The sequence below is a fragment of the Teichococcus coralli genome, from assembly GCF_009829925.1.
Classification (GTDB): domain Bacteria; phylum Pseudomonadota; class Alphaproteobacteria; order Acetobacterales; family Acetobacteraceae; genus Pseudoroseomonas; species Pseudoroseomonas coralli.
In genome coordinates this window covers 152,586-173,095 of record NZ_SNVJ01000008.1, presented here as the reverse complement: position 1 = coordinate 173,095, position 20,510 = coordinate 152,586, and the positions used below count along the sequence as shown (strand labels likewise).

The window sequence follows — 20,510 nt, the reverse complement described above, 5'->3', positions numbered from 1 at the left end:
GCGTGAGCGTCCAGGGCGGTCAGTCGGCCGCCATGGCCATCCGGGTGCGGTTCAGCATGGTGTGGACATGGTCCTCCGCCGCGTCGGCCACCTTCTCGGTCTGCTCGGCGGTGAACACATGGCCCGCAGCTTCCTGGACGCGGTAGTCGATGGCGATGCCGCGCTGGGTGTTCAGCTTCTCCACCAACTTGCGCACCGAGTTCTCGGGCACCAGCTCGTCCTCGCCGCCGTGCAGGATCAGCCCAGAGCAGGGGCAGGGCGCCAGGAAGCCGAAATCGTAGTGGCTAGCGGGAAGGGCGATGGAAACGAAGCCGCCCATCTCGGGACGGCGCATCAGCAGCTGCATGCCGACATAGGCGCCGAAGGAGTAGCCGGCGACCCAGAGCATGGAAGCGTTCGGGTTCACCGCCTGGAGGAAGTCGAGCGCCGCGGCGGCGTCCGAGATTTCGCCAATGCCGCCGTCGTAGCGGCCCTGGCTGCGCCCGACGCCTCTGAAGTTGAAGCGAAGGGTGGAGAACCCCATGTTCTGAAAGCGCGTGTAAAGCGCATGCACCACCCGGTTGTTCATCGTCCCGCCATGCAGCGGGTGAGGATGCAGGACCAGCGCCACGGGGGCGTTGGGCTGCTTCGCGTGGTGGTAACGACCCTCGAGCCGGCCATCCGGCCCGGCGAACATCACTTCAGGCATCGTCCCCTTGCATCCGGTGCGGTGGGCGCGGCAGCGCCCGGTTGGGAAGCCATGATGGTCCGGACGTCCCGCGAAAGCGCGACCGGGCCGGCCAGGGTGCGCCACTGGAAGGCGCCATGAGAACGCCATGCAGGCGGCTGTATGCCGCCGAATGGTTGACCGTGCCGGTCGGGATCAATAGCGTTCGACCGGCGCGGCAAACCGCCGCGCTGCATGGCTCCCATCAAGCCCTTGTCGTCCCGGGGCAGGCTTCCGCTCCCCGCGACGCGACCAATATAAGCCTTCAAGCGCCGCTTTCATAACGGATTCATGGCATGGCCCCCAGCCGGGCGCAGTTTCAGTACTTTGGACGCCTCGGTCGCGGCGATGTCGCGGCAGCATGGGAAAGCTGAGCGATGCGCTTGTCTACGCGCGGGCGGTACGCCGTCATGGCCCTGGTGGAACTGGCCGCCCGGATGCAGGACCAGCAGTCGGGGGATGGCAGCATTGCGTCCTGCGCAATTCAGCCGAAGCGGGCTGAGGCGGGCGGAGGGCGGCCCGTCAGCCTCGGCGAGATCGCGCAGGCGCAGCTGCTGTCGGTTGCCTATCTGGAGCAGCTGTTCGCCCGGCTGAGGCGGGCGGGGCTGGTTGCCTCGGCGCGCGGGCCGGGCGGCGGCTACCGGCTTGCCCGCGCGGCGGACGAAATCAGCATCGGCGCCATCATCGAGGCGGTGGACGAGCCCATCGTCGCCACCCGCTGCGGCGAGGGCACGCCGGGCTGCCTCGCCGGCAGCCGCTGCCTGACGCATGATCTCTGGGACGAGCTGGGCGCGCAGATCAGCCTGTTCCTCTGCCACATCTCCCTGGCCGACGTGGTGGAAGGCCGCGTCTGCGGCCGCGCGCTGCCGCCGCGCACCCTGTCATGACCCCGCTCTATCTCGACGCCAACGCCACCGAGCCGCTGCGGCCGGCGGCGCGGCAGGCCATGCTGGAGGCGCTGGACCTCGTGGGCAACCCGTCCTCCGTGCATGCCGCCGGGCGGGCGTCGCGGCAGGTGCTGGAAAGGGCGCGCGGCTGCGTCGCGGAGCGGTTCGGGGCCCGCCCGCGCGACGTGGTGTTCACCTCGGGAGCGACCGAGGCCAACGCGCTCGCGCTCCACGCCCTGGGCCGGGGGCGGCGCATCCTGGCGGGGGCGACGGAGCATCCGGCCATCCTTCGTGCCGCTCCCGGCATCACCCTGCTGCCCGTGCAGGACGACGGGCGGATCAACCTCACCGCGCTCGCCGACGCCCTGTCCGAGGGGCCGGCGGCGCTGGTCTGCCTGATGGCCGCCAACAACGAGACCGGTGTGCTGCACCCGCTGGAGGAGGCCGTCCGGCTCTGCCGCGAGCATGGGGCGCTGCTGCACGTGGACGCGGTGCAGTCGGCGGGGCGGCTGCCGCTCGACCTGGCGGCGATGGGGGCGGACTCGATGGCGGTTTCGGCGCACAAGCTGGGTGGCCCGAAGGGCGCCGGGGCGCTGCTGCTGCGCGCGGGGCTGGACGTGGAGGCCCTTCTGCCCGGCGGCGGGCAGGAGCGCGGGCGCCGCGGCGGCACCGAGCCCCTGCCGGCCATTGCCGGCTTCGCCGCGGCCGTCATGGAGTTCGACCTTGCCAGCGGCGCGCGCCTGGGCGCCCTGCGCGACGCCATCGAGGCGGGGGCCGGGGCGAGGGTGGTCGGCGCGGAGGCTCCCCGGTTGCCCAATACGAGCTGCCTGCTCCTGCCCGGCGCGCCGGCGGAAACCCAGGTGATCGCGCTCGACCTGGCGGGGGTGCAGGTTTCGGCCGGCGCGGCCTGCTCCTCCGGCAAGGTCGGCGCCAGCCCGGTGCTGCAGGCCATGGGGCTGGGGCCGGATGCCGGCTGCGCCATCCGCGTGTCGCTGCCGTGGAACGCGGCGGAGGATGTGGCCCGGCGCTTCCTCACCGCCTACGATGCCGTGCGCCAGCGGCTTCGCCGCTGAGCCCTGCTTTCGCCTTCCGCAGGGCGCAGCCAGGGACCATATTCGCCGCATGGCCGCACCGAACCGCCCGATCTACCTCGACAACCATGCCACCACGCCACTCGACCCGCGCGTGCTGGCCGCCATGCGGCCGTGGTGGGAGGAGAACTTCGCCAATCCGCACAGCGTCGAACACGCGCTGGGCCGGGCGGCCGAGGCGGCGGTGGAGGAGGCGCGCCGCCAGGTCGCCGCGCTGATCGGGGCGGAGGCGCGGGAGATCATCTTCACCTCGGGCGCCACCGAGGCGAACAACCTCGCCATCAAGGGCGCGGCGCGCTTCGCTGCCGGGCAGGGCGACCCGCGCCGCCGGATCGTGACGGTGCGCACCGAGCACAAATGCGTCCTGGAGAGTGTGCGGGACCTCGGCGCGGAAGGCTTCGAGCCGGTGTTCCTGCCGGTGCAGGCGAACGGGCTGCTGGACCCGGAGGCGTTGCGGCAGGCGCTGGCGGAAGCGCCGACGCTGCTGGTTTCGGTCATGGCGGTGAACAACGAGATTGGCGTGGTGCAGGACCTCGCCACGCTGGCCGCCATCGTCAAGGCGGCCGGCGCGCTGTTCCACACCGACGCGGCGCAGGCCGCCGGGCGGGTGCCGCTCGATGTCGGCGCCGTGCCAATCGATCTGATGTCGCTCTCCGGCCACAAGATCTACGGGCCAAAAGGGGTGGGCGCACTCTATGTCCGCCGGCGGCCGCGCGTCCGGCTGGCGCCGCTCTTCTCGGGTGGCGGGCAGGAGCGGGGGCTGCGCTCCGGCACCCTGCCGGCGCCGCTGCTGGTCGGCTTCGGCGAGGCGGCGCGCATTGCCATGTCGGAGAGAATGCTGGATTCGGGCCGGATCGCCGGTCAGCGCGAACGCCTGCTGGCGGCGCTCGTCGCCGAGGTGCCAGGGGTGCGGGTGAACGGCGACCCGGAGCGGCGCGTGACCGGCAACCTCAACGTGACCTTTCCCGGCGGCGTCAGTGCACAGGCCATGCTGGCGCGGCTTGGCGACCTTTGCGTCTCCACCGGTTCCGCCTGCTCCTCGGCCGCGATCGAGCCCTCCTACGTGCTGCGCGCCATCGGCCTCTCCGATGCGGATGCGGCTGCGACCTTGCGGATCGGCATCGGGCGCTTTACTTCGCCGGCCGATGCGGACCGCGCCGCGGCCATGTTGGCCGATGCCTGGCGCCAGGCCCTTTCCGAAACCCGAGACGCGGCGGAGTAGACGAACGGCGATGCCGAAGATGACCTTCATCGAGCGCGACGGAACGCCGCGCGAAGTCGAGGCCCCGCTCGGCCTGTCCGTGCTGGAGATCGCCCACCGCCATGGCGTGGACATCGAGGGCGCCTGCGAGGGCAGCCTCGCCTGCTCGACCTGCCACGTCATCGTGGATGGCGGCTGGTTCAAGAAGCTGGAGGAGCCGACCGAGGACGAGGAGGACATGCTCGACCTCGCCTTCGACCTGCAGGAGACCTCCCGCCTGGGCTGCCAGATCATCATGACCGAGGAGCTGGACGGGCTGGTGGTGAAGCTTCCCGCCGGCACCCGCAACGCCGGCGGCTGACCCGCAGCATGTTCCCCACGCCCTACGGTTCGCCGGACGGCCTGTTCCACCGGCTGCGCCACGCGGCCGAGGAGCGCTGGGACGCCTATTGCTGGCACCCCTTCGTGCAGGGCCTGGCCGACGGCACCCTGCCGCTGGCGGCCTTCCGCCGCTACCTGGTGCAGGACTGGCTGTTCCTGATCCACTTCGCCCGTGCCAAGGCGCTGGCCGCCTTCAAGGCCGAGAGCCTGGACGCGCTGCGCGGCAAGGCCAATGCGCTGAACGCCCTGCTGGCCGAGATGAACATGCATCTCGCCTATTGCGCCGAATGGGGCATGTCCGAGGCCGACGTGCTGGCGACCACGGAAGCGCCGGAGACGGTCGCCTATACCCGCTGGGTGCTGGACCGCGGCATGGCCGGCGACATCCTGGACCTGGAGGTGGCGCTCGCCCCCTGCACCGTGGGCTATGGCGAGGTCGCCCGGCGGATCGCGGAGCACCCGCGGCGGCGGCGCGAGGGCAATCCCTATGAGAGCTGGATCGCCGCCTATTCCAGCCCCGAGTACCAGGCGCTGGCGCGTGGGGCGGCCGAGCGGCTCGACGCGCTCGGGGTGAGCCATGGCGGGGAGGCCCGTTTCCGGACGCTCGCCGCCACCTTCGCTGAGGCGGCGCGGCTGGAGGCCGCCTTCTGGCAGATGGGCCTGGACGCGGCGCGATGAAGGTGCTGGTCGCCATGTCGGGCGGGGTGGATTCCTCGGTGGTCGCCGGGCTCCTGAAGGAGCAGGGCCACGAGGTGATCGGCGCCACGCTGCAGCTCTACGACCATGGCGCCGCCGTGCAGAAGAAGGGCGCCTGCTGCGCCGGGCAGGACATCCACGATGCCCGCGACGTGGCCGACCGCCTGGGCATCCCGCACTATGTCCTCGACCGCGAGACGCGCTTCCGCCAGGCGGTGATCGACGACTTCGCCGAGACCTATGCCCGTGGCGAGACGCCGATCCCCTGCGTCCGCTGCAACCAGACGGTCAAGTTCCACGACCTCGTGCAGCTCGCCCGCGACCTCGGGGCGGAGGGGCTGGCGACCGGGCACTATGTCCGGCGCGTCGAGGGGCCGGCGGGGCCGGAGCTACGGCGGGCGGCCGACCCTGCGCGCGACCAGTCCTACTTCCTCTTCGCGACGACGCCGGAGCAGCTCGCCTTCAGCCACTTTCCGCTGGGCAACTACGCCTCCAAGGCAGCGGTGCGCGCGGCGGCGGTGCGGCTCGGCCTGGCGGTGGCGGAGAAGCCGGACAGCCAGGACATCTGCTTCGTCCCGCAGGGCAACTACCACGAGCTGGTCACGCGCCTGCGGCCCGAGGCCGCTGAGCCGGGCACCATCGAGGATGCGGAGGGGCGGGTGCTCGGCCAGCACCAGGGCATCGCACGCTTCACCGTGGGGCAGGGGCGTGGCCTCGGCACCGCCTCGCGCGACGAGGGCGGGCAGCCGCTCTATGTCGCCGCCGTGGACGCGCCGCGCCGGCGGATCGTGGTGGCGCCGCGCCCGCGGCTTGCCTCGGCCGAGGTGCTGGTCGAGGAGGTGAACTGGCTCATCCCGCCACCCAAGGCGCCGTTGGCCTGCACGGTGAAGCTGCGCGCGCGCGAGGTACCGCAGCCGGCGAGCGCTTCCTGGGAGGCGGCGACGGGGCGGTTGCGCGTTGTGCTCGCCGAGCCGGCGATCGCCGCGCCGGGCCAGGGTTGTGTGCTCTACGATGGCGACCGCGTGCTCGGCGGCGGATTTATCCGACGCGCGTCGGAGCCAGTTGACAGCGCGGGCCGCGCCGCCTAAACGGCGGCTCCCGATGGGTTGGTTCCTTTTCGGCGGTGTAGCTCAGCTGGTTAGAGCACGGCACTCATAATGCCGGGGTCGGCGGTTCAAGTCCGCCCGCCGCTACCAACTTCCTTTCCCCACACTCCACATCCTTCCGCAGACCGCATCCGCATGGCTGGACACCCGCCGTCCGGCGCCTCGCGGCAGTCCGGCCTTGCCGTGGTCCTCCCCAAGCACCTTCCTTCTTTCCCTGGTTCTCGGCTGCGCCGCAGGCGGAGGCGCTTTCCGCATGCCCGCCCGCCATAAGCACCGGCGCGGACCGCATCCCCGGAAGATCCGCGCGAAGGATGTGCCAATCAGAAGAACTCGGCATCTTGCGCGTGATTTGGGGATTATCACATAATGCGCCCGTATATAACGCCAGCGCAGGAACTTCCCCGATGTCGAAGGTTCACGTAATTCACGAAAACCCGACGTGGTTGCCCCCCCTGGTCCAGGCCTTCGACCAGATCGGCCTGCCCTGGGCGGAGATGGACCTCTCCCGCGGCACTTTCGACCTTTCCCGGCCGCCGCCCGAGGGCGTGTTCTACAACCGCATGAGCGCCTCCTCGCACACCCGCGGCCACCGCTTCGCCGCGGAGCTGACGGTGGGCGTGCTCGCCTGGCTGGCGCGCCATGGCCGCCGGGTGGTGAACGGATCGCCGGCGCTGGACCTGGAGATCAGCAAGGTCCGGCAATACGCCGCGCTGGAGCAGGCCGGGCTGCGCGTTCCCCGCACGGTGATGGTGCAGGACGAGAACGGGGCCGTTGCCGAGGCGGCGCGCCAGCATTTCGGCACCGGCCCGGTGATCCTGAAGCCGAACCGGGGCGGCAAGGGCCTTGGCGTGCGCCTTTTCGCCTCGGCCGAGGCGCTGGCCGCCCATTTGCAGGACGCTCCGGCCGACGAGGCGCCGGTAGACGGCATCTGGCTGCTGCAGGACTATATCCGCGCGCCGCGTCCGGTGATCACCCGCGCCGAGTTCGTGGGTGGCCGCTTCGTCTACGCCGTTGAGGTGGATACCACGGCGGGCTTCGAGCTGTGCCCGGCCGAGGCCTGCGAAACGGGGGACGCCTTCTGCCCGGTGGGCCAGACGCCGGCTTCCGCCGCCCCGGCACCGCGCTTCAACATCCTGCGCGAGGGGATCGAGCCGGAACTGCGGGCGAAGCTGGAAGGCTTTCTGGCCCGGAGTGGCGTGGACGTGGCGGGCATCGAGTTCATCCGCACGCCCGAGGGGCAGGTGCTGGTCTACGACGTCAACACCAACACCAACTACAACCCGGGCGCCGAGGAGGCGGCCGGCGTGGCCGGCACGCCCCGCTCCGGCCCGGGCACGCTGGCGGCCTTCCTCGCCGCCGAGCTTGGCAGGACACAGCGCCAGGCGGCCTGAAACGCATGGCGCCCCCGGTTTCCGCCGAGGGGGAATTCAGGGGCGCCACGAAATTCAAGGCGCGCGGTTGGCGCGCGCCACCACCGCCTCGAACAGCACCTGGCAGCCGGCGGCGGCTTCCTCCGGCAGGATGCTCTCCGCCTCGTTGTGGGAGAGGCCGTCCTTGCAGGGGGTGAAGATCATCGCCGTCGGCACGCTGCGGGCGACATAGACGGCGTCGTGCCCGGCGCCGGAGACGATCTCCCGCGCGGAATACCCGAGCCGGGCGGCGCCCTGGCGGACGAGCTCCACGCAGGCGGGGTCGAAGGGCTGCATGGGGATGCGGAACAGTTCCGTCAGCGCCAGCCCGCAGCCATTGGCGGCGACGATCTCCCTGGCCTCGGCGGGGAAGCTGCCGGCGAGGTGCTCAATCACCGCATCATCGGGGTGGCGGAACTCGACGGAGAAGCGCACCTCGCCCGGCACCACGTTGCGGCTGTTGGGCGCGACCTGCAGGAAGCCCACCGTGCCGCGCCCGTCCTCGCCGCGCTCGCGCATCAGGGCGTCCACCCGTTCGATCACCCGCGCCGCCGCCAGCAGGGCGTCGCGCCGGGCGGAAGGCGGGGTGGTGCCGGCATGGGAATCCTGGCCGGTGATCACCGCGTCGTACCAGACCTGGGCCTGCGCGCCGGTGACGATGCCGATCTGCTTGTTCTCGCGCTCCAGGATCGGGNCGATGCCGATCTGCTTGTTCTCGCGCTCCAGGATCGGGCCCTGCTCGATATGCAGCTCGAAATAGGCGTCGGCGGGAAAGGGCCTCGCCGGTTCCGGCCCCTTGTAGCCGATGGCGTCCAGCGCCTCGCTGACGGTCACGCCGTCCACGTCCTTCAGGCCGTAGGCCTTGTCCTGCGTATAGATGCCGGCCCAGACGCCACTGCCCATCAGGGAGTGGCCGAAGCGGCTGCCTTCTTCGTCGGTCCAGTTCACCAGCTCGATCGGCGCCTCGGTCTGGATGTTGAGGTCGTGCAGGCTGCGCATCACCTCCAGCCCGGCGATGACGCCCAGCGCGCCGTCGAACTTGCCGCCGGAGGGCTGGCTGTCCAGGTGGCTGCCCAGCAGCACCGGCTTGCGGGCGGGGTCACGCCCCTCGCGGCGGGCGAACATGTTGCCGATGGCGTCCACCCGCACCTTCAGTCCCAGCGCCTCGCACCACTCGGTGAAGCGCTGCCGGCCAGCCTTGTCCACCTCCGTCAGCGTCAGGCGCCGCACGCCGCCCTTCGGCGTGGCGCCGATCTCCGCCATGCTCATCAGGCTGTCCCACAGGCGCTTGGCGTCGATCCGCTGATTGGTGCCGGAGGTCGTGCTGACAGACATCGGAAATCCCCTTGCTTGAGCCGACGCCATCTTGCCGCCCGCCATGGCCTCTGCAAGCCTGCGGGCCTCGGCCCCGCCCGGAGGAGTTCCCCATGGCCCATGCCCTCGGCGCCCCGCGTGCCCCCGCCGTCCTGCGCAACTCCGACCTGGACCAGGAGGCGGTCCACCAGGCACGGGTGGATCTCGCCGCCTGCTTCCGCATGGCGGCACGGATGGGCCTGCACGAGGGCATCTGCAACCACCTCTCGGCGATGGTGCCAGGGCGGGAGGACCTCTTCCTGGTCAATCCCTATGGCTGGGCCTTCTCTGAGATCACCGCCTCGCGCCTGCTGATCTGCGACTTCCACGGCAACGTGGTGGCCGGCGAGGGGATGCCCGAGGCGACGGCCTTCTTCATCCATGGCCGGCTGCACATGAAGCACCCGCGCGCCCAGGCGGCCTTCCACACCCACATGCCGAATGCCACGGCGCTCTCCATGCTGGAGGGGCCGCCGCTGGTCTGGGCCGGGCAGTCGGCGCTGAAGTTCTACGGCCGCACGGCGGTGGACGAGGACTACAACGGCCTGGCGCTCGACGAGGCGGAGGGTGACCGCATCGCCGCCACCATGGGCGAGGCGGACATCGTCTTCATGAAGAACCATGGGGTGATGGTGGTCGGCCCCAGCATCGCCGAGGCCTGGGACGATCTCTACTACCTGGAGCGCGCCTGCGAGGTGCAGCGGATGGCCCAGGCCACCGGGCGCACCCTCAAGCCGGTGCCGGCCGAGCTGGCGCAGCGGACCTATGACCAGATGCGCGAGGGCGACCGCGAGAGCGCCCGACTGCACCTGGAGAGCATCAAGCGCATCCTGGCGCGCGAGGAGCCGGGTTATCTCGACTGACGTTCCGGCCACCGGCCACCGCCGGCTCGGTCTCTTGTTCCTGGCCATCACCGCGGTCGGATGGGGCCTGAACTGGCCCGCCCTGAAGCTGGTGCTGCATGACCTGCCGCCGCTGACCGCCCGCGCCGTGACGGCGTTGCTGGCCACCGGCGGCCTCACCCTGGTGGCCAGCCTGGCACGGGTGCCGCTGCGCCTGCCGGCCTCGGAGCGCGGCGCCGTGGCCCTGGCCGGCCTGCTGAACGTCGGCGGCTGGATGGGGCTTTCCACGCTTGGCCTGCTCTGGCTGCCGGCCGGCGAGGGCGCCGTGGTGGCCTATACCATGCCCGTCTGGGCGGCGCTGCTGGCCTGGCCGGTGCTGGGCGAACGGCCCACCCCCGCCCGGCTGCTGGCGTTGCTGCTCGGCCTCGGCGGCGTGGCGCTGCTGATGACGGGTGGCCCCGTCAGCGGTGGCGCCGAGAAGCTGCCGGGCGTTCTGCTGGTCATGGCGGCGGCGATCTGCTTCGCCCTCGGCGCCGTGACCACCAAGCGCCGGCCGCTGCGCCTGCATCCCGTGGCCACGGTGATCTGGCAGGTCGGGCTTGGCTGCCTTCCGGTTCTCGCCGGCGCCGTTCTGCTGGAGCGGCCGGCCTGGAAGGAGGTCTCAACGCAGGCCTGGGCAGCGCTGGCCTTCATGGCGATCCTGCCGCTCTCGATCTGCTACATGACCTGGTTCGCGGCGCTGCGGCGGCTGCCGGCGAGCACGGCCGCCATGGGCGTCCTGGCGGCGCCGCTGGTCAGCGTGCTGGTGGGCGCGGCGGCGCTGGGCGAAGCACTGGGCTGGCGGCAGGCCGTGGCGCTGGCGCTGACGATGAGCGGCGTGGTGCTGGCGCTGCGGGGATAGCTGCCCTAATCCCCGGCGCATGACGGCCGAACCCCTCGACACCCCCTCCGCGCGCCCCTTGCTGCGTCTGCTCCCCGGGCGCGACCGCCGCGTGAAGGGCGGGCATCCCTGGGCCTTCTCCAACGAGATCGCCATGGCGCCGGAGGTGCGCGCGCTGCCGCCGGGCACGCCGGTGCGGCTGGAGGGGGATGACGGCGTGCGGCACGGCACCTGGCTGTTCAACCCGCACAGCCTGATCGCCGCCCGCTACCTTTCGCCGCATCCCGAGGTCGCGCTGGATGGGCGCTTCTTCCGCAACCGCCTCGCGGAATGCCTGGCCTTGCGGGACCGGATGGTCGGCCAGCCCTTCTACCGGCTGGTCCATGCCGAGGCGGACGGCCTGCCTGGCCTGGTGATCGACCGCTATGGCGATGCGCTCGCGCTGCAGGCCAACACGGCGGCGATGGAGCGCGCGACGCCGCTGCTGGTCGAGGCGCTGCGGGCGCTGGTCGCGCCGCGCGTGGTCGTCGCCCGGAACGACGCAGGGGTGCGGCGGCTGGAGGGCCTGCCGGAGGAAAGCCGGCTGCTGCTCGGCGAGGATGCCACCGCACGGGTGCGGGAAGGCGGGCTGGAATTCTCCCTCGACCTGCTCTCCGGCCAGAAGACCGGCTGGTTCTTCGACCAGCGGGAGAACCGCGCGCGCGTGGCGGCGCTGGCTCAAGGCGGCACGGTGCTGGACGCCTTCTGCCACACCGGCGGCTTCGGCCTGCTGGCGGCCGCCGCCGGTGCCGAGAGCGTGGCGCTGCTCGACCGCAGCGAGCCGGCACTGGCCCTCGCGGCGGATACCGCACGCCGTCATGGGTTCGCAGACCGCGTCTCAACGATGCGCGGGGAAGCGCTGGAAACGCTCGAGAAATTGCTGGGGCAGGGCAAGCGGTTCGACGTCGTGGTGGCGGACCCGCCTGCCTTCGCCAAGTCGCGCAAGGATCATCCGGCGGCGATGCGCGCCTATGCCAAGCTGGCGCGGATCTGCGCGGGGCTGGTGGCACCCGGTGGCTTCCTGTTCATTGCCTCCTGCTCGCATCACGTTCCGGTGGGCGACTTCACGGACGCCGTGGCGCATGGCGTCAGCCGCACGCGGCGGCCGGCGCGCCTGCTGGCAACCACAGGTGCCGGGCCGGACCACCCGGTGCACCCGTTGCTGCCGGAAACGGCCTATCTCAAAGGCTTGCTGCTGCATCTCCCGGCCGCCTAGCCGCCGGCAATACCACGCCGAACAATGCGGAAATCACATTAGGATATCCGCTTAAATCTCTGATTCTTAAAGAATCAAATGGAGGCTGTGAGGAAAAGTCGGCGGAAGGGCAGGAGAACGCAGCCATCCGCCCGCGGAGGATAGGCCGCCCGCATGGCTTCGCCATAGTCGCGGAGGAAGGCCGGACGCTCCTCCTCGGCCAGCGCGTCGAGATAGGGGCGCAGGCTCGTACCCATGGCCCACTGGACGACCGGGTCCGGGCCACGCAGCACGTGCAGGTATTCCGTGTACCACATGTCCAGCGTCGCGACGCGCGGGCGAAGCAGGTCGTAGTATTCGCCGGCCGAGAGGATGGGGGGCGCCGAGGCGATGCCCGCCAGGCGCGCGGCCCAGGGTCCGCTGCGGGCGATCTCGTCCTGCCGGGCGCGCAGCGGTTCGGCGTGCATGGCCGGCATCTGCACCGCCAGCACCCCGCCCCGTGCAAGGAAGCCCAGCAGGCGGGGAAGCAGCCGGGCATGATCCTCCAGCCAGTGCAGCGCGGCATTGGAGAACAGGACGTCCACCGGCGCGTCCGGCGTCCATTGGGCGATGTCGGCCTGCTGAACGGCGAAGCCCGCATCCGCGGCCTTGCGCAGCATGGCGGCCGAGCCGTCCACGCCGGTGACGGTGGCGCCCGGGAAGCGGGCGGCGAGCAGCGGCAGGGCATTGCCTGCCCCGCAGCCGAGATCCACCACCCGCTGCGGCGCCGGATGGGCGATGCGGCCGATTAGGTCGAGAACGGGCCGCAGCCGCTCGTCGGCGAAACGGAGATACTGCTCGGGGTTCCAGCTGGGCTGGCTCGTCATGGCCTGGATGTCCGGTCGAAGTGGTGTTTCACCGTCAGCAGGCCATGGCCGAGCGCCAGAAGGAAGAGGCCGATGCCAACATGCTCATCGTGATCGTCGGCGTCTCGCCACGGACGAAGCCCAGCCCGATCCACGTCGCCAAACCCGCCGCAGCAAGCCGCAACCTATCGCGCAACATCATTGAGCATTTTGCTGTTTATAAAAGTAAATTCTGGATTTCCTGCCTAGGCGGCGACCCAGCCGCCATCGATGGAAAGCGCCGCGCCGTTCACGCTGTCGCTGCCAGGGCCGCAAAGATACAGCGCCATCCGGGCAACTTCCTCGACCTCAACCCAGCGCTTGCTCGGCTGCTTGGCCAGCAGGAAGTCCTTCAGGGCAGCCTCCTCTGTGATGCCGTTCTTCTCGGCCAGCGCGGTTACCTGCTTTTCCGCCAGAGGGGTCCGGACAAAGCCCGGGCAGACGGCGTTGCAGGTCACACCGGCCTGGGCGACCTCCAGCGCCACGGTGCGCGTCATTCCCACCACGCCATGCTTGGCGGTGACATAGGCGACCTTCTCCGGCGAGGCGACCAGCCCGTGGGCGGAGGCGATGTTGACGATCCGCCCCCAGCCCCGCGCCTTCATGGCGGGCAGCAAGGCCTTGATCGCATGGAAGTTGGACGAGAGGTTGATGGCGATGATGGCGTCCCACTTGTCGTCCGGGAAGGCTTCAACCGGGCTGGTGAACTGGATGCCCGCGTTGTTCACCAGGATGTCCACCTGTCCCAGCGCCTGCTCGGCCTCGGCGCACATGGCACGCACCTGGGCGGGATCGGAAAGGTCGGCGGCGGAGTGTGGCGGTTCGGCGGTGTTGCCGGCCTTCGCCACCTCGCGGCGGGCTGCCGCGATCTCCTCCGGCTTGCCGAAGCCGTTGAGCATGACGCGCGCACCGGCCGTCGCCAGCAGCTTGGCGATGCCCAGGCCGATGCCGCTCGTGGAGCCGGTGACGAGGGCTGTGCGGCCCGCCAGGATCTGTTCCATGCGAGTGCTCCTTACGAAAAGGGATGAAGGTCAGGGAAGCCGGTTCAGCAGGCCCACGATGCCGCGCATCGCGGAGGAAGTCAGCGCGGGCGTGTAGAAGCCGCCGGCAGCGCGCTTGGCCGCCTCGGCGCGCGTGGGGTAGGGCAGAACCAGTTCGGCCAGTGCCGAGAGCGGCAGCTTGCGGCTGATCATCATGCCAAACAGGCCGGCCATCTCGCCGGCGCCCTCGCCGAGCACGCTGGCGCCGAGCAGGCGGCCGAGTTTGCTGACCACCAGCTTCACCTGCCCTTCGGTCTCGCCCTCCGCCACGGCGCGGTCGTTTTCCGTGAAGGGGTGGCGCAGGACGCGGACGGAATGGCCGGCGGCGTTCGCCTCGGCCTCGGTCAGGCCGACCTGGGCAAGCTCGGGCGAGGTATAGGTCACGCGCGGCAGCGCCGCGTAGTCAAGCCGCGCCGGCCGGCGGAACAGCATCGAGCGAACCACCACCGAGGCGTGCAGCGAGGCTGCGTGGGTGAAGCGGCGCGGGCCGATGCCCTCGGGGTTCGCCACATCCCCGGCGGCCCAGACGCGGCGGTTGGTGGTGCTGCGCAGGTCGGGGCCGGTCAGCACACCGTCGGGCGAGGCGGCGATGTTGGCGGCGGCGAGGTCGAGCGGCGCGAGGCGCGGCGTGCGGCCGAGCGCGAAGAGCAGGTGCGAGCCGGCGATCCGGGCGCCGCCCTCGATCACCAGGGCGACGCCCTCCGGCGCGCGCTCCGCGCCGATCGCGCGCGTGTTCTCGTGGATGGTGACGCCGTCCTGCCGCAGGGCCTCGCGCAGCGGCAGCCGCAGCTCGGCATCCTCGGAGGCGAGGATGTTCGGCCGGGCTTCGATCAGGCCGACGCGGCAGCCGAGTCGCGCGTAGGCCTGCGCCAGCTCGGCGCCCTGGCTGCCGCCACCGAGGATCAGCAGATGCGCGGGCGCCTCCGCCAGGTCGAACAGGGTTTCGTGGGTGAGCCATGGGCAGCTCACCAGCCCCTGGAGGTCCGGCACCACCGGAGCGCTGCCGGCGGCGATCACGGCGCGGCGGAAGCGATGGATGCGGCCGCCGGCCTCGATCTGGTCGGGCGCCACGAAATGCGCGCTGGCGCGGACCACCTCCACGCCCATGCCGGCGAAGCGCTCGGCCGAATCGTTGGGCGCGATCCGGGCGATGGCGTCCAGGACATGCCGGCGCACGCCCTGCCAGTCCACCCGGACATCCGCCGCGTGGACGCCGAAGCGGGCGGCGTCGCGCACCGCGACGGCGCGCTTGGCGGCGGCAAGCAGCGCCTTGGAGGGCACGCAGCCCGTGTTGAGGCACTCGCCACCCATCCTCTCGCGCTCGAACAACACCACCTTGCGGCCGAGCGACGCGGCCATGGCAGCCACCGAGAGGCCGGCGGCGCCGGCACCGATGATCGCCACGTCATGGTCAGGCATGTGCCTCAGATCCTTCAGCTTGCGGCCGACGAGCGGGCCTGGAGGGTGCGGGCGCGCCGGCGCCATGCCGCCGCCCCGAGCGACAGGAGCGCCAGCCCGCCGAGCGGCAGCAGGATGCGCATGGACGCGAGCGCCGCAAGGTCGGGCGGCGTGCCGGCCGCCAGGGTGGAGTCGAGGCCGGCGCCGATGCCGGCATAGATCAGGGTGCCCGGGATGATGCCGAGCAGCGTGGCGGTCGCATAGGGCAGCAGGCGCATCCCGGCCAGTGCCGGCGCCAGGTTGACCAGCCAGTAGGGCAGCAGCGGCAGCAGGCGAAGGGCAAGCAGGTAGAAGAAGCCATCCTGTTCCAGCTCCTTGCGCAAGGCGGCCAGCCGCGGGCCGGCACGCCGCGCGAGGCCCGGCGCAAGCGCGGCCCGTACCAGCAGGAACAGCAGGCATGCCCCCGTGGTGGCGGCCAGGATCGCCAGCCCGCCGCCGAGCCATGGCCCGAACAGGATGCCGCCCGCCAGCGTCAGGAAGCTGGCGCCAGGCAGGGAAAGCGCGACCACGGCGGCGTAGAGCGCGACATAGGCCAGGCCGGCGCGGAGAGGCATCGCGGCGATCAGCTCCGCCAGCGTCGCGCGATGCGCGGCCAGCGCCTGCCAGGACAGCAGGCCGGGCAGGGTGAGCAGCCCCGCCAGGAACAGCGCCCCCGCCAGTGCGAGCAGCGCCACGGAGCGCCTGCTCCATGCGGCGCGCGCGGCAGGGGGCGGGGCGGAGGTGCGGCGCATGGCTGCGGCTGAGATGGGGCGCGCGGCGGCCAATGAAAGGTTGCGGCAAGCAACGGCGGTTGACGGGATGCGAGCCGCCTCCCTATACGTCCCCACCTTCGCCGGCTCTCCTGAGGGAGGCCGGCTTGTGCCGCATCGCTCCAGCCAGGAGCGGCGTGGCGCCGATCTCGATCAACGGAGTAGCGCGTCGTGAAGCGTACTTATCAGCCGTCCAAGCTCGTCCGGAAGCGCCGGCATGGTTTCCGCGCCCGCATGGAGACGGTGGGCGGCCGCAAGGTGCTGGCCAACCGCCGCGCCAAGGGCCGGAAGAAGCTTTCCGCCTGAGCCGCCGCGGGCTGCTTCGGAGAAGGGCATCGCCGTGGTCTCGCCGCCCCGCCTGAAGCGGCGGCGCGAATTCCTTCGCGCTGCCGGCAAGGGCAGCCGCACCGCCAGGCCGAGCTTCGTTCTGCAGGCCCTGCCGGGAACGGCGGGGCCGTTGCGCGTCGGCTTCACCGCAACGAAGAAGCTGGGCAACGCGGTGGTGCGCAACCGCGCGAAGCGGCGCCTGCGCGAAGCGGCCCGGCTTGTGCTGGGCGACAACGGGCCGGAAGGCTGGGACCTCGTCCTGATCGGGCGCGAGGGCACGGGATCGCGTGCCTTCCACCTGCTGCTGGCCGATCTGCGCGGGGCGCTGCGTCAGGCTGGCGTGCTGGCGCCATGAGCCGGCTGGCGGGCGGACGCTCCGTCAGCCCGGCCGCCTGGGTGCTGAAGGGCGCGGTCCGCACATACCAGCTCACGCTGCGGGGGGTCATCGGCAGCCATTGCCGCTTCCACCCGCACTGCAGCGCCTACGCGATCGAGGCGCTGGAGACCCATGGGGCGGCGCGCGGCAGCTGGCTGACCGCCGGCCGCATCCTGCGCTGCCATCCCTGGCACCCCGGCGGCTATGACCCGGTGCCCGTGGCTGCCAGCGAAAAAGAATCCTCGACGGAGCCCGAGCCGGCACCGTCTCCTTGCCCGCCGCGCGCGCGGGCCCACCAGAAGGCCTGACGGCACGGGATCCGATGGACCAGAAGCGACTCCTCGCTGCGATTGCACTCTCGATCGGCATCCTGCTGGCCTTCGACTTGTGGAAACGCGAGACCACCCCGCCGGCCGAGCCGCCGCCGCCCGCCGTGGCGCAGCAGGCGCCGACGCCGGCTGCCCCCGTGGCGCCGGGCGGCGCCGGCACGGCCGCCGCCGCCACCACCCCTGAGGCAGCCCGCCCGGCGGCGCAGCGCCTGAAGATCGAGAGCCCGCGCCTCTCCGGCAGCCTGCTGCTGCGCGGCGCCCGGCTCGATGACCTGGTGCTGAGGGACTACCACGAGACCACCTCGCCCAACTCGCCGCTGGTGCGCATGTTCGCCCCGCGCGACGAGGTGCAGCCCTACTTCACGCAGTGGGGCTGGTCGGCCGCGGATGGCCGCACGCGGGTGCCCGATGCCGAGACCGACTGGACCGTCAGCGGCGGCCCGCTGAGCCCCGACAACCCGGTGACGCTGTCCTGGGACAATGGCCAGGGGCAGACCTTCCAGGTCCTGCTCAGCCTCGACCGCAACTACATGTTCAAGTCCGAGCAGCGGGTCGTCAACAATGGCGGCGAGGCCGTGCAGGTGCTGCCCTGGGTGCGTGTGCGCCGCGAGGCGACGCCGCATGTCGCCGGCTACTACATCCTGCACGAAGGCTTTGTCGGCGTGCTGAACGGCCGCCTGCACGAGCAGACCTACAAGGCCGCCAAGGGCGAGGCGGAGGGCGAGGGCAAGAAGGGCGTTGCGCTGGAGCTGGACACCAATGGCGGCTGGGCCGGCTTCACCGACAAGTACTGGCTTTCCGCCATCGCGCCCGTCGATGCCGCGCAGCCGCTGCACGCCTCCTGGCGCCACTCCACCGAGGGTGGGCAGGACCGCTGGCAGGTGGACTTCGCCACCCCCGCGCCCCAGAGCGTGGCGCCCGGGGCGGCCAGCAGCCTCGCCACGCGCGTCTTCGCCGGGGCCAAGGAGGTGCACCTGCTGGACGCCTACCAGTCGAACCTCGGCATCACCGACTTCGACAAGGCGATCGACTTCGGCTGGTTCTACTTCCTGACCAAGCCCTTCTTCTACGCGCTGGACTTCCTGTTCCGCCTGTTCGGCAACTTCGGCATCGCCATCCTGGTGGCCACCGTGGTGCTGAAGGCGCTGTTCTTCCCGCTGGCCAGCAAGGCCTACAAGTCCATGGCGCGGATGAAGGCGCTGGCGCCGAAGATGCAGGAGATCCGCGAGCGCTATAAGGACGATCCGGCCAAGGCGCAGGCCGAGATGATGGCGCTGTACCGGACGGAGAAGGTGAACCCCGCCTCCGGCTGCCTGCCCATGCTGATCCAGATCCCGGTGTTCTTCGCTCTCTACAAGGTGCTGTTCGTCACCATCGAGATGCGGCACGCGCCCTTCTTCGGCTGGATCCATGACCTTTCGGCGCCCGACCCGACGAACCTGTTCACGCTGTTCGGCCTGATCCCCTGGGAGCCGCCGCACCTGCTGCACATGCCGATCTGGGCCATCATCATGGGCCTGACCATGTTCTTCCAGCAGCGCCTCAACCCGACGCCGCCGGACCCGGTGCAGGCCAAGATCTTCACCTTCATGCCGATCATCTTCACCTTCATGCTGGCCAGCTTCCCGGCCGGGCTGGTGATCTACTGGTCCTGGAACAACACGCTCTCGATCATCCAGCAGTCCTACATCATGCGGCATGACCGGGCGGCGCGGCGCGAGGAGCAGGCGCTGAAGAAGGCCGGCGCAAGGGCAAAGGGGTGAGCGGCGGGCTGCTGGAGGCGCGCACCGAGGAGGAGCGCGCCGCCCTGATCGAGCAGGGGCGCCTGCTGTTCGCGCGCCCCTGCCAGTTCTTCTTCGCCGCGCAGCGGCTCGACCAGCTTCCCGAGCCGCGCCTGCCGGAGATCGCCTTTTGCGGGCGCTCCAACGTCGGCAAGTCCTCGCTGGTGAACGCGCTGACCGGGCAGAACAGCCTGGCGCGCGTCTCCAACACGCCCGGACGGACCAAGCAGCTCAACTTCTTCGACCTCGGCGGCCGGCTGACGCTGGTGGACATGCCGGGCTACGGCTACGCTCAGGCCGCCAAGAGCGTGAAGGAGGACTGGCAGGGGCTGATGTTCAACTTCCTCCGCGGCCGGCCCAACCTGCGCCGCGTGGTGCTGCTGCTGGATGCCCGCATCGAGACCAAGGCCAGCGACCGGGCGGCGATGGACCTGCTGACGGAAGCGGCGGTGACCTTCCAGATCGTGCTGACCAAGGCGGACGACGCCAAGCCCTATTGGCTGGAGCAGCGGCAGCAGGAGGCGGCGGCGCTGGTGAAGAAGCACACCGCCGCCCACCCGCTGGTGATCACCACCAGCAGCGAGACGGGACTCGGCATTCCCGAGCTGCGCGCCGAGCTGGCCGCCCTGGCCGAGCCCTGAGGGCGGGGCCGCCCCCTCACGCGGGGACGGCCATCGACAGCGCGCTTCCCGCCGGCTCCGGGCGGCTGATCCGGTGCGCGCCCGGCGGCGGGCGCATGCGGCGGGCAGGGTGCCGGCGGCTGTGGCCGCGCCCGCGCTCCGATCGCCCCCCCCCCCCGCCCGCCCCCCCCCCCCGCGCCGCGCGGCCTCTTGACCCCCACGGTCGCGCCGCCTAGACGCGCCGACGCACCTCTAAGCGGGAAGGGATGTCCATGACCCAGGACGCGCGCAACCAGATGGAGATCCTTGCCGCCGCGCTCCCTTTCCTGAAGCGCTACGATGAGCAGATCGTCGTGGTGAAGTACGGCGGCCACGCCATGGGCGAGGAAGAGAGTGCGCTGCGCTTCGGGCGGGACATCGCGCTGCTGGAGCAGATGGGCGTGAACCCGGTGATCGTGCATGGCGGCGGGCCGCAGATCAACGCCATGCTGAAGCGGCTCAACGTGCAGTCCACCTTTGTCAACGGGCTGCGGGTGACCGACGCGCAGATGGTGGACGTGGTCGAGATGGTGCTTTCCGGCACCGTCAACAAGCAGGTGGCGGACTGCATCACCCGCGCCGGCGCCATCGCGGTCGGCATCTCGGGCAAGGACGGCCGCCTGATCCGGGCGAAGAAGCTCACCCGCACCTACCGCGACCCGGACAGCAACCTCGAGAAGGTGCTGGACCTCGGCTTCGTCGGCGAGCCCGAATACGTGGACCCGCAGGTGGTCGAGCTGCTGATCGCCGCCGACATCGTGCCGGTGATCGCCCCGGTGGGCGTCGGCGCCGACGGGCAGACCTACAACATCAACGCCGACACTGCGGCGGGCGCCATCGCAGGGGCGTTGAACGCCTCGCGGCTGCTGATGCTGACCGACGTGCCGGGCGTGCTGGACGCCGGCAGGACGCTGATCCCCGAGATGACGGTGGCCGAGGCCCGCGCCGGCATTGCCGAGGGCTGGATTTCGGGTGGCATGATCCCGAAGGTCGAGACCTGCATCTACGCCATCGAGCAGGGCGTGAAGGGCGCCGTCATCGTGGATGGGCGGGTGCCGCACGCCGTGCTGATCGAGCTGTTCACCAACGGCGGCGCCGGCACCCTGATCCGCCCCTGAGGC

The 20,510-nt window shown here is 71.1% G+C and carries 23 protein-coding genes and 1 tRNA gene; 17 read left to right on the top strand and 7 right to left on the bottom strand.

The annotated features are described in order from the left end of the window. Positions 1-19: 19 nt before the first annotated feature. On the bottom strand, positions 20-688 hold the full coding sequence (locus E0493_RS11505) for an alpha/beta hydrolase (protein ID WP_160937087.1): 669 nt from the start codon (positions 686-688) through the stop codon (positions 20-22). 395 nt (positions 689-1,083) lie between these two features. Here E0493_RS11505 and E0493_RS11500 point away from each other — a divergent pair, with 395 nt between their 5' ends. The 8 genes from E0493_RS11500 to E0493_RS11465 all read left to right on the top strand — a co-directional run bounded on the left by E0493_RS11500 (position 1,084) and on the right by E0493_RS11465 (position 7,459). Continuing rightward, the gene (locus E0493_RS11500) at positions 1,084-1,593 is read left to right on the top strand and encodes an Rrf2 family transcriptional regulator (protein ID WP_160937086.1); all 510 of its coding nucleotides are present in this window, start codon (positions 1,084-1,086) and stop codon (positions 1,591-1,593) included. After that, entirely contained in the window at positions 1,590-2,666 is a 1,077-nt protein-coding gene (locus E0493_RS11495) for a cysteine desulfurase family protein (protein WP_160937085.1), read from the top strand. The genes E0493_RS11500 and E0493_RS11495 overlap by 4 nt, the downstream gene beginning before the upstream one ends. A 49-nt stretch (positions 2,667-2,715) precedes the next feature. Further along, the gene (locus E0493_RS11490; protein WP_160937084.1) at positions 2,716-3,906 is read left to right on the top strand and encodes a cysteine desulfurase family protein; all 1,191 of its coding nucleotides are present in this window, start codon (positions 2,716-2,718) and stop codon (positions 3,904-3,906) included. Between the two features lie 10 nt (positions 3,907-3,916). Further along, entirely contained in the window at positions 3,917-4,246 is a 330-nt protein-coding gene (locus E0493_RS11485; protein WP_160937083.1) for a ferredoxin family 2Fe-2S iron-sulfur cluster binding protein, read from the top strand. Positions 4,247-4,254: 8 nt separating this feature from the next. Further along, a complete protein-coding gene (gene tenA / locus E0493_RS11480) occupies positions 4,255-4,944 on the top strand; it encodes a thiaminase II (protein ID WP_160937082.1) in 690 nt (229 codons plus the stop codon). Beyond that, positions 4,941-6,050 (top strand): tRNA 2-thiouridine(34) synthase MnmA, encoded by a 1,110-nt coding sequence (gene mnmA / locus E0493_RS11475; RefSeq protein ID WP_160937081.1) that lies wholly within the window; start codon positions 4,941-4,943, stop codon positions 6,048-6,050. The genes tenA and mnmA overlap by 4 nt, the downstream gene beginning before the upstream one ends. A 31-nt stretch (positions 6,051-6,081) precedes the next feature. Further along, positions 6,082-6,158, top strand: a tRNA-Met gene (locus E0493_RS11470). A gap of 353 nt (positions 6,159-6,511) precedes the next feature. Next, the gene (locus tag E0493_RS11465) at positions 6,512-7,459 is read left to right on the top strand and encodes an ATP-grasp domain-containing protein (protein WP_235913712.1); all 948 of its coding nucleotides are present in this window, start codon (positions 6,512-6,514) and stop codon (positions 7,457-7,459) included. Positions 7,460-7,513: 54 nt separating this feature from the next. Here E0493_RS11465 and E0493_RS11460 read toward each other — a convergent pair whose 3' ends face one another. Further along, entirely contained in the window at positions 7,514-8,812 is a 1,299-nt protein-coding gene (locus E0493_RS11460; RefSeq protein ID WP_202397068.1) for a Zn-dependent hydrolase, read from the bottom strand. A gap of 92 nt (positions 8,813-8,904) precedes the next feature. On the opposite strand from E0493_RS11460, the gene E0493_RS11455 reads away from it, so the two are divergent. The 3 genes from E0493_RS11455 to E0493_RS11445 are packed head-to-tail and all read left to right on the top strand — an operon-like array spanning position 8,905 to position 11,807. Continuing rightward, positions 8,905-9,693 (top strand): aldolase, encoded by a 789-nt coding sequence (locus E0493_RS11455; protein ID WP_160937078.1) that lies wholly within the window; start codon positions 8,905-8,907, stop codon positions 9,691-9,693. Positions 9,694-9,727: 34 nt separating this feature from the next. Further along, entirely contained in the window at positions 9,728-10,573 is an 846-nt protein-coding gene (locus E0493_RS11450) for a DMT family transporter (protein WP_235913711.1), read from the top strand. 19 nt (positions 10,574-10,592) lie between these two features. Then, on the top strand, positions 10,593-11,807 hold the full coding sequence (locus E0493_RS11445; RefSeq protein WP_160937076.1) for a class I SAM-dependent rRNA methyltransferase: 1,215 nt from the start codon (positions 10,593-10,595) through the stop codon (positions 11,805-11,807). A 74-nt stretch (positions 11,808-11,881) separates the two neighbouring features. Here the strand turns inward: E0493_RS11445 and E0493_RS11440 are convergent, their stop codons facing one another. From E0493_RS11440 to E0493_RS11420, 5 genes are read right to left on the bottom strand one after another with little or no spacing between them, the layout of a single operon-like run. Then, on the bottom strand, positions 11,882-12,652 hold the full coding sequence (locus tag E0493_RS11440) for a methyltransferase domain-containing protein (protein WP_160937075.1): 771 nt from the start codon (positions 12,650-12,652) through the stop codon (positions 11,882-11,884). Positions 12,653-12,686: 34 nt separating this feature from the next. Then, positions 12,687-12,833 carry a hypothetical protein gene (locus E0493_RS11435; protein ID WP_160937074.1) on the bottom strand — a complete coding sequence of 49 codons (147 nt, stop codon included), beginning with the start codon at positions 12,831-12,833 and terminating at the stop codon, positions 12,687-12,689. A gap of 43 nt (positions 12,834-12,876) precedes the next feature. Beyond that, positions 12,877-13,671: a 3-hydroxybutyrate dehydrogenase gene (locus E0493_RS11430; protein ID WP_160937073.1), complete on the bottom strand. Its 795-nt coding sequence runs from the start codon at positions 13,669-13,671 to the stop codon at positions 12,877-12,879. A gap of 30 nt (positions 13,672-13,701) precedes the next feature. After that, positions 13,702-15,129, bottom strand: coding sequence for a dihydrolipoyl dehydrogenase family protein (locus E0493_RS11425; RefSeq protein WP_160937072.1), 1,428 nt, complete (start codon positions 15,127-15,129; stop codon positions 13,702-13,704). 14 nt (positions 15,130-15,143) lie between these two features. Next, a complete protein-coding gene (locus E0493_RS11420; RefSeq protein ID WP_160937071.1) occupies positions 15,144-15,842 on the bottom strand; it encodes a TVP38/TMEM64 family protein in 699 nt (232 codons plus the stop codon). Positions 15,843-16,088: 246 nt separating this feature from the next. Here E0493_RS11420 and rpmH point away from each other — a divergent pair, with 246 nt between their 5' ends. The 6 genes from rpmH to argB all read left to right on the top strand — a co-directional run bounded on the left by rpmH (position 16,089) and on the right by argB (position 20,507). Next, positions 16,089-16,223, top strand: a complete 135-nt coding sequence (gene rpmH / locus E0493_RS11415) for a 50S ribosomal protein L34 (protein WP_160937070.1) — start codon at positions 16,089-16,091, stop codon at positions 16,221-16,223. A gap of 34 nt (positions 16,224-16,257) precedes the next feature. After that, on the top strand, positions 16,258-16,599 hold the full coding sequence (rnpA, locus tag E0493_RS11410) for a ribonuclease P protein component (protein WP_202397087.1): 342 nt from the start codon (positions 16,258-16,260) through the stop codon (positions 16,597-16,599). Then, positions 16,596-16,928 carry a membrane protein insertion efficiency factor YidD gene (gene yidD / locus E0493_RS11405; protein ID WP_160937068.1) on the top strand — a complete coding sequence of 111 codons (333 nt, stop codon included), beginning with the start codon at positions 16,596-16,598 and terminating at the stop codon, positions 16,926-16,928. Before rnpA ends, yidD begins: the two co-directional genes overlap by 4 nt. A 14-nt stretch (positions 16,929-16,942) precedes the next feature. Continuing rightward, complete coding sequence (gene yidC, locus E0493_RS11400; RefSeq protein ID WP_160937067.1) at positions 16,943-18,712, top strand: membrane protein insertase YidC; 1,770 nt, start codon at positions 16,943-16,945, stop codon at positions 18,710-18,712. Next, a complete protein-coding gene (yihA, locus tag E0493_RS11395; RefSeq protein ID WP_160937066.1) occupies positions 18,709-19,371 on the top strand; it encodes a ribosome biogenesis GTP-binding protein YihA/YsxC in 663 nt (220 codons plus the stop codon). Before yidC ends, yihA begins: the two co-directional genes overlap by 4 nt. Before the next feature lie 251 nt (positions 19,372-19,622). Continuing rightward, entirely contained in the window at positions 19,623-20,507 is an 885-nt protein-coding gene (argB, locus tag E0493_RS11390; RefSeq protein ID WP_160937065.1) for an acetylglutamate kinase, read from the top strand. Positions 20,508-20,510: the final 3 nt, after the last annotated feature.

What these genes read in the sequence shown, in the direction of transcription:
- E0493_RS11505 (WP_160937087.1), bottom strand. Translation starts at nt 688, where the DNA reads ATGCCTGAAGTGATGTTCGCCGGGCCGGATGGCCGGCTCGAGGGTCGT.
- E0493_RS11500 (WP_160937086.1), top strand. Translation starts at nt 1,084, where the DNA reads ATGCGCTTGTCTACGCGCGGGCGGTACGCCGTCATGGCCCTGGTGGAA.
- E0493_RS11495 (WP_160937085.1), top strand. Translation starts at nt 1,590, where the DNA reads ATGACCCCGCTCTATCTCGACGCCAACGCCACCGAGCCGCTGCGGCCG.
- E0493_RS11490 (WP_160937084.1), top strand. Translation starts at nt 2,716, where the DNA reads ATGGCCGCACCGAACCGCCCGATCTACCTCGACAACCATGCCACCACG.
- E0493_RS11485 (WP_160937083.1), top strand. Translation starts at nt 3,917, where the DNA reads ATGCCGAAGATGACCTTCATCGAGCGCGACGGAACGCCGCGCGAAGTC.
- tenA (WP_160937082.1), top strand. Translation starts at nt 4,255, where the DNA reads ATGTTCCCCACGCCCTACGGTTCGCCGGACGGCCTGTTCCACCGGCTG.
- mnmA (WP_160937081.1), top strand. Translation starts at nt 4,941, where the DNA reads ATGAAGGTGCTGGTCGCCATGTCGGGCGGGGTGGATTCCTCGGTGGTC.
- E0493_RS11455 (WP_160937078.1), top strand. Translation starts at nt 8,905, where the DNA reads ATGGCCCATGCCCTCGGCGCCCCGCGTGCCCCCGCCGTCCTGCGCAAC.
- E0493_RS11445 (WP_160937076.1), top strand. Translation starts at nt 10,593, where the DNA reads ATGACGGCCGAACCCCTCGACACCCCCTCCGCGCGCCCCTTGCTGCGT.
- E0493_RS11440 (WP_160937075.1), bottom strand. Translation starts at nt 12,652, where the DNA reads ATGACGAGCCAGCCCAGCTGGAACCCCGAGCAGTATCTCCGTTTCGCC.
- E0493_RS11435 (WP_160937074.1), bottom strand. Translation starts at nt 12,833, where the DNA reads ATGATGTTGCGCGATAGGTTGCGGCTTGCTGCGGCGGGTTTGGCGACG.
- E0493_RS11430 (WP_160937073.1), bottom strand. Translation starts at nt 13,671, where the DNA reads ATGGAACAGATCCTGGCGGGCCGCACAGCCCTCGTCACCGGCTCCACG.
- E0493_RS11425 (WP_160937072.1), bottom strand. Translation starts at nt 15,129, where the DNA reads ATGCCTGACCATGACGTGGCGATCATCGGTGCCGGCGCCGCCGGCCTC.
- yidD (WP_160937068.1), top strand. Translation starts at nt 16,596, where the DNA reads ATGAGCCGGCTGGCGGGCGGACGCTCCGTCAGCCCGGCCGCCTGGGTG.
- yidC (WP_160937067.1), top strand. Translation starts at nt 16,943, where the DNA reads ATGGACCAGAAGCGACTCCTCGCTGCGATTGCACTCTCGATCGGCATC.
- argB (WP_160937065.1), top strand. Translation starts at nt 19,623, where the DNA reads ATGACCCAGGACGCGCGCAACCAGATGGAGATCCTTGCCGCCGCGCTC.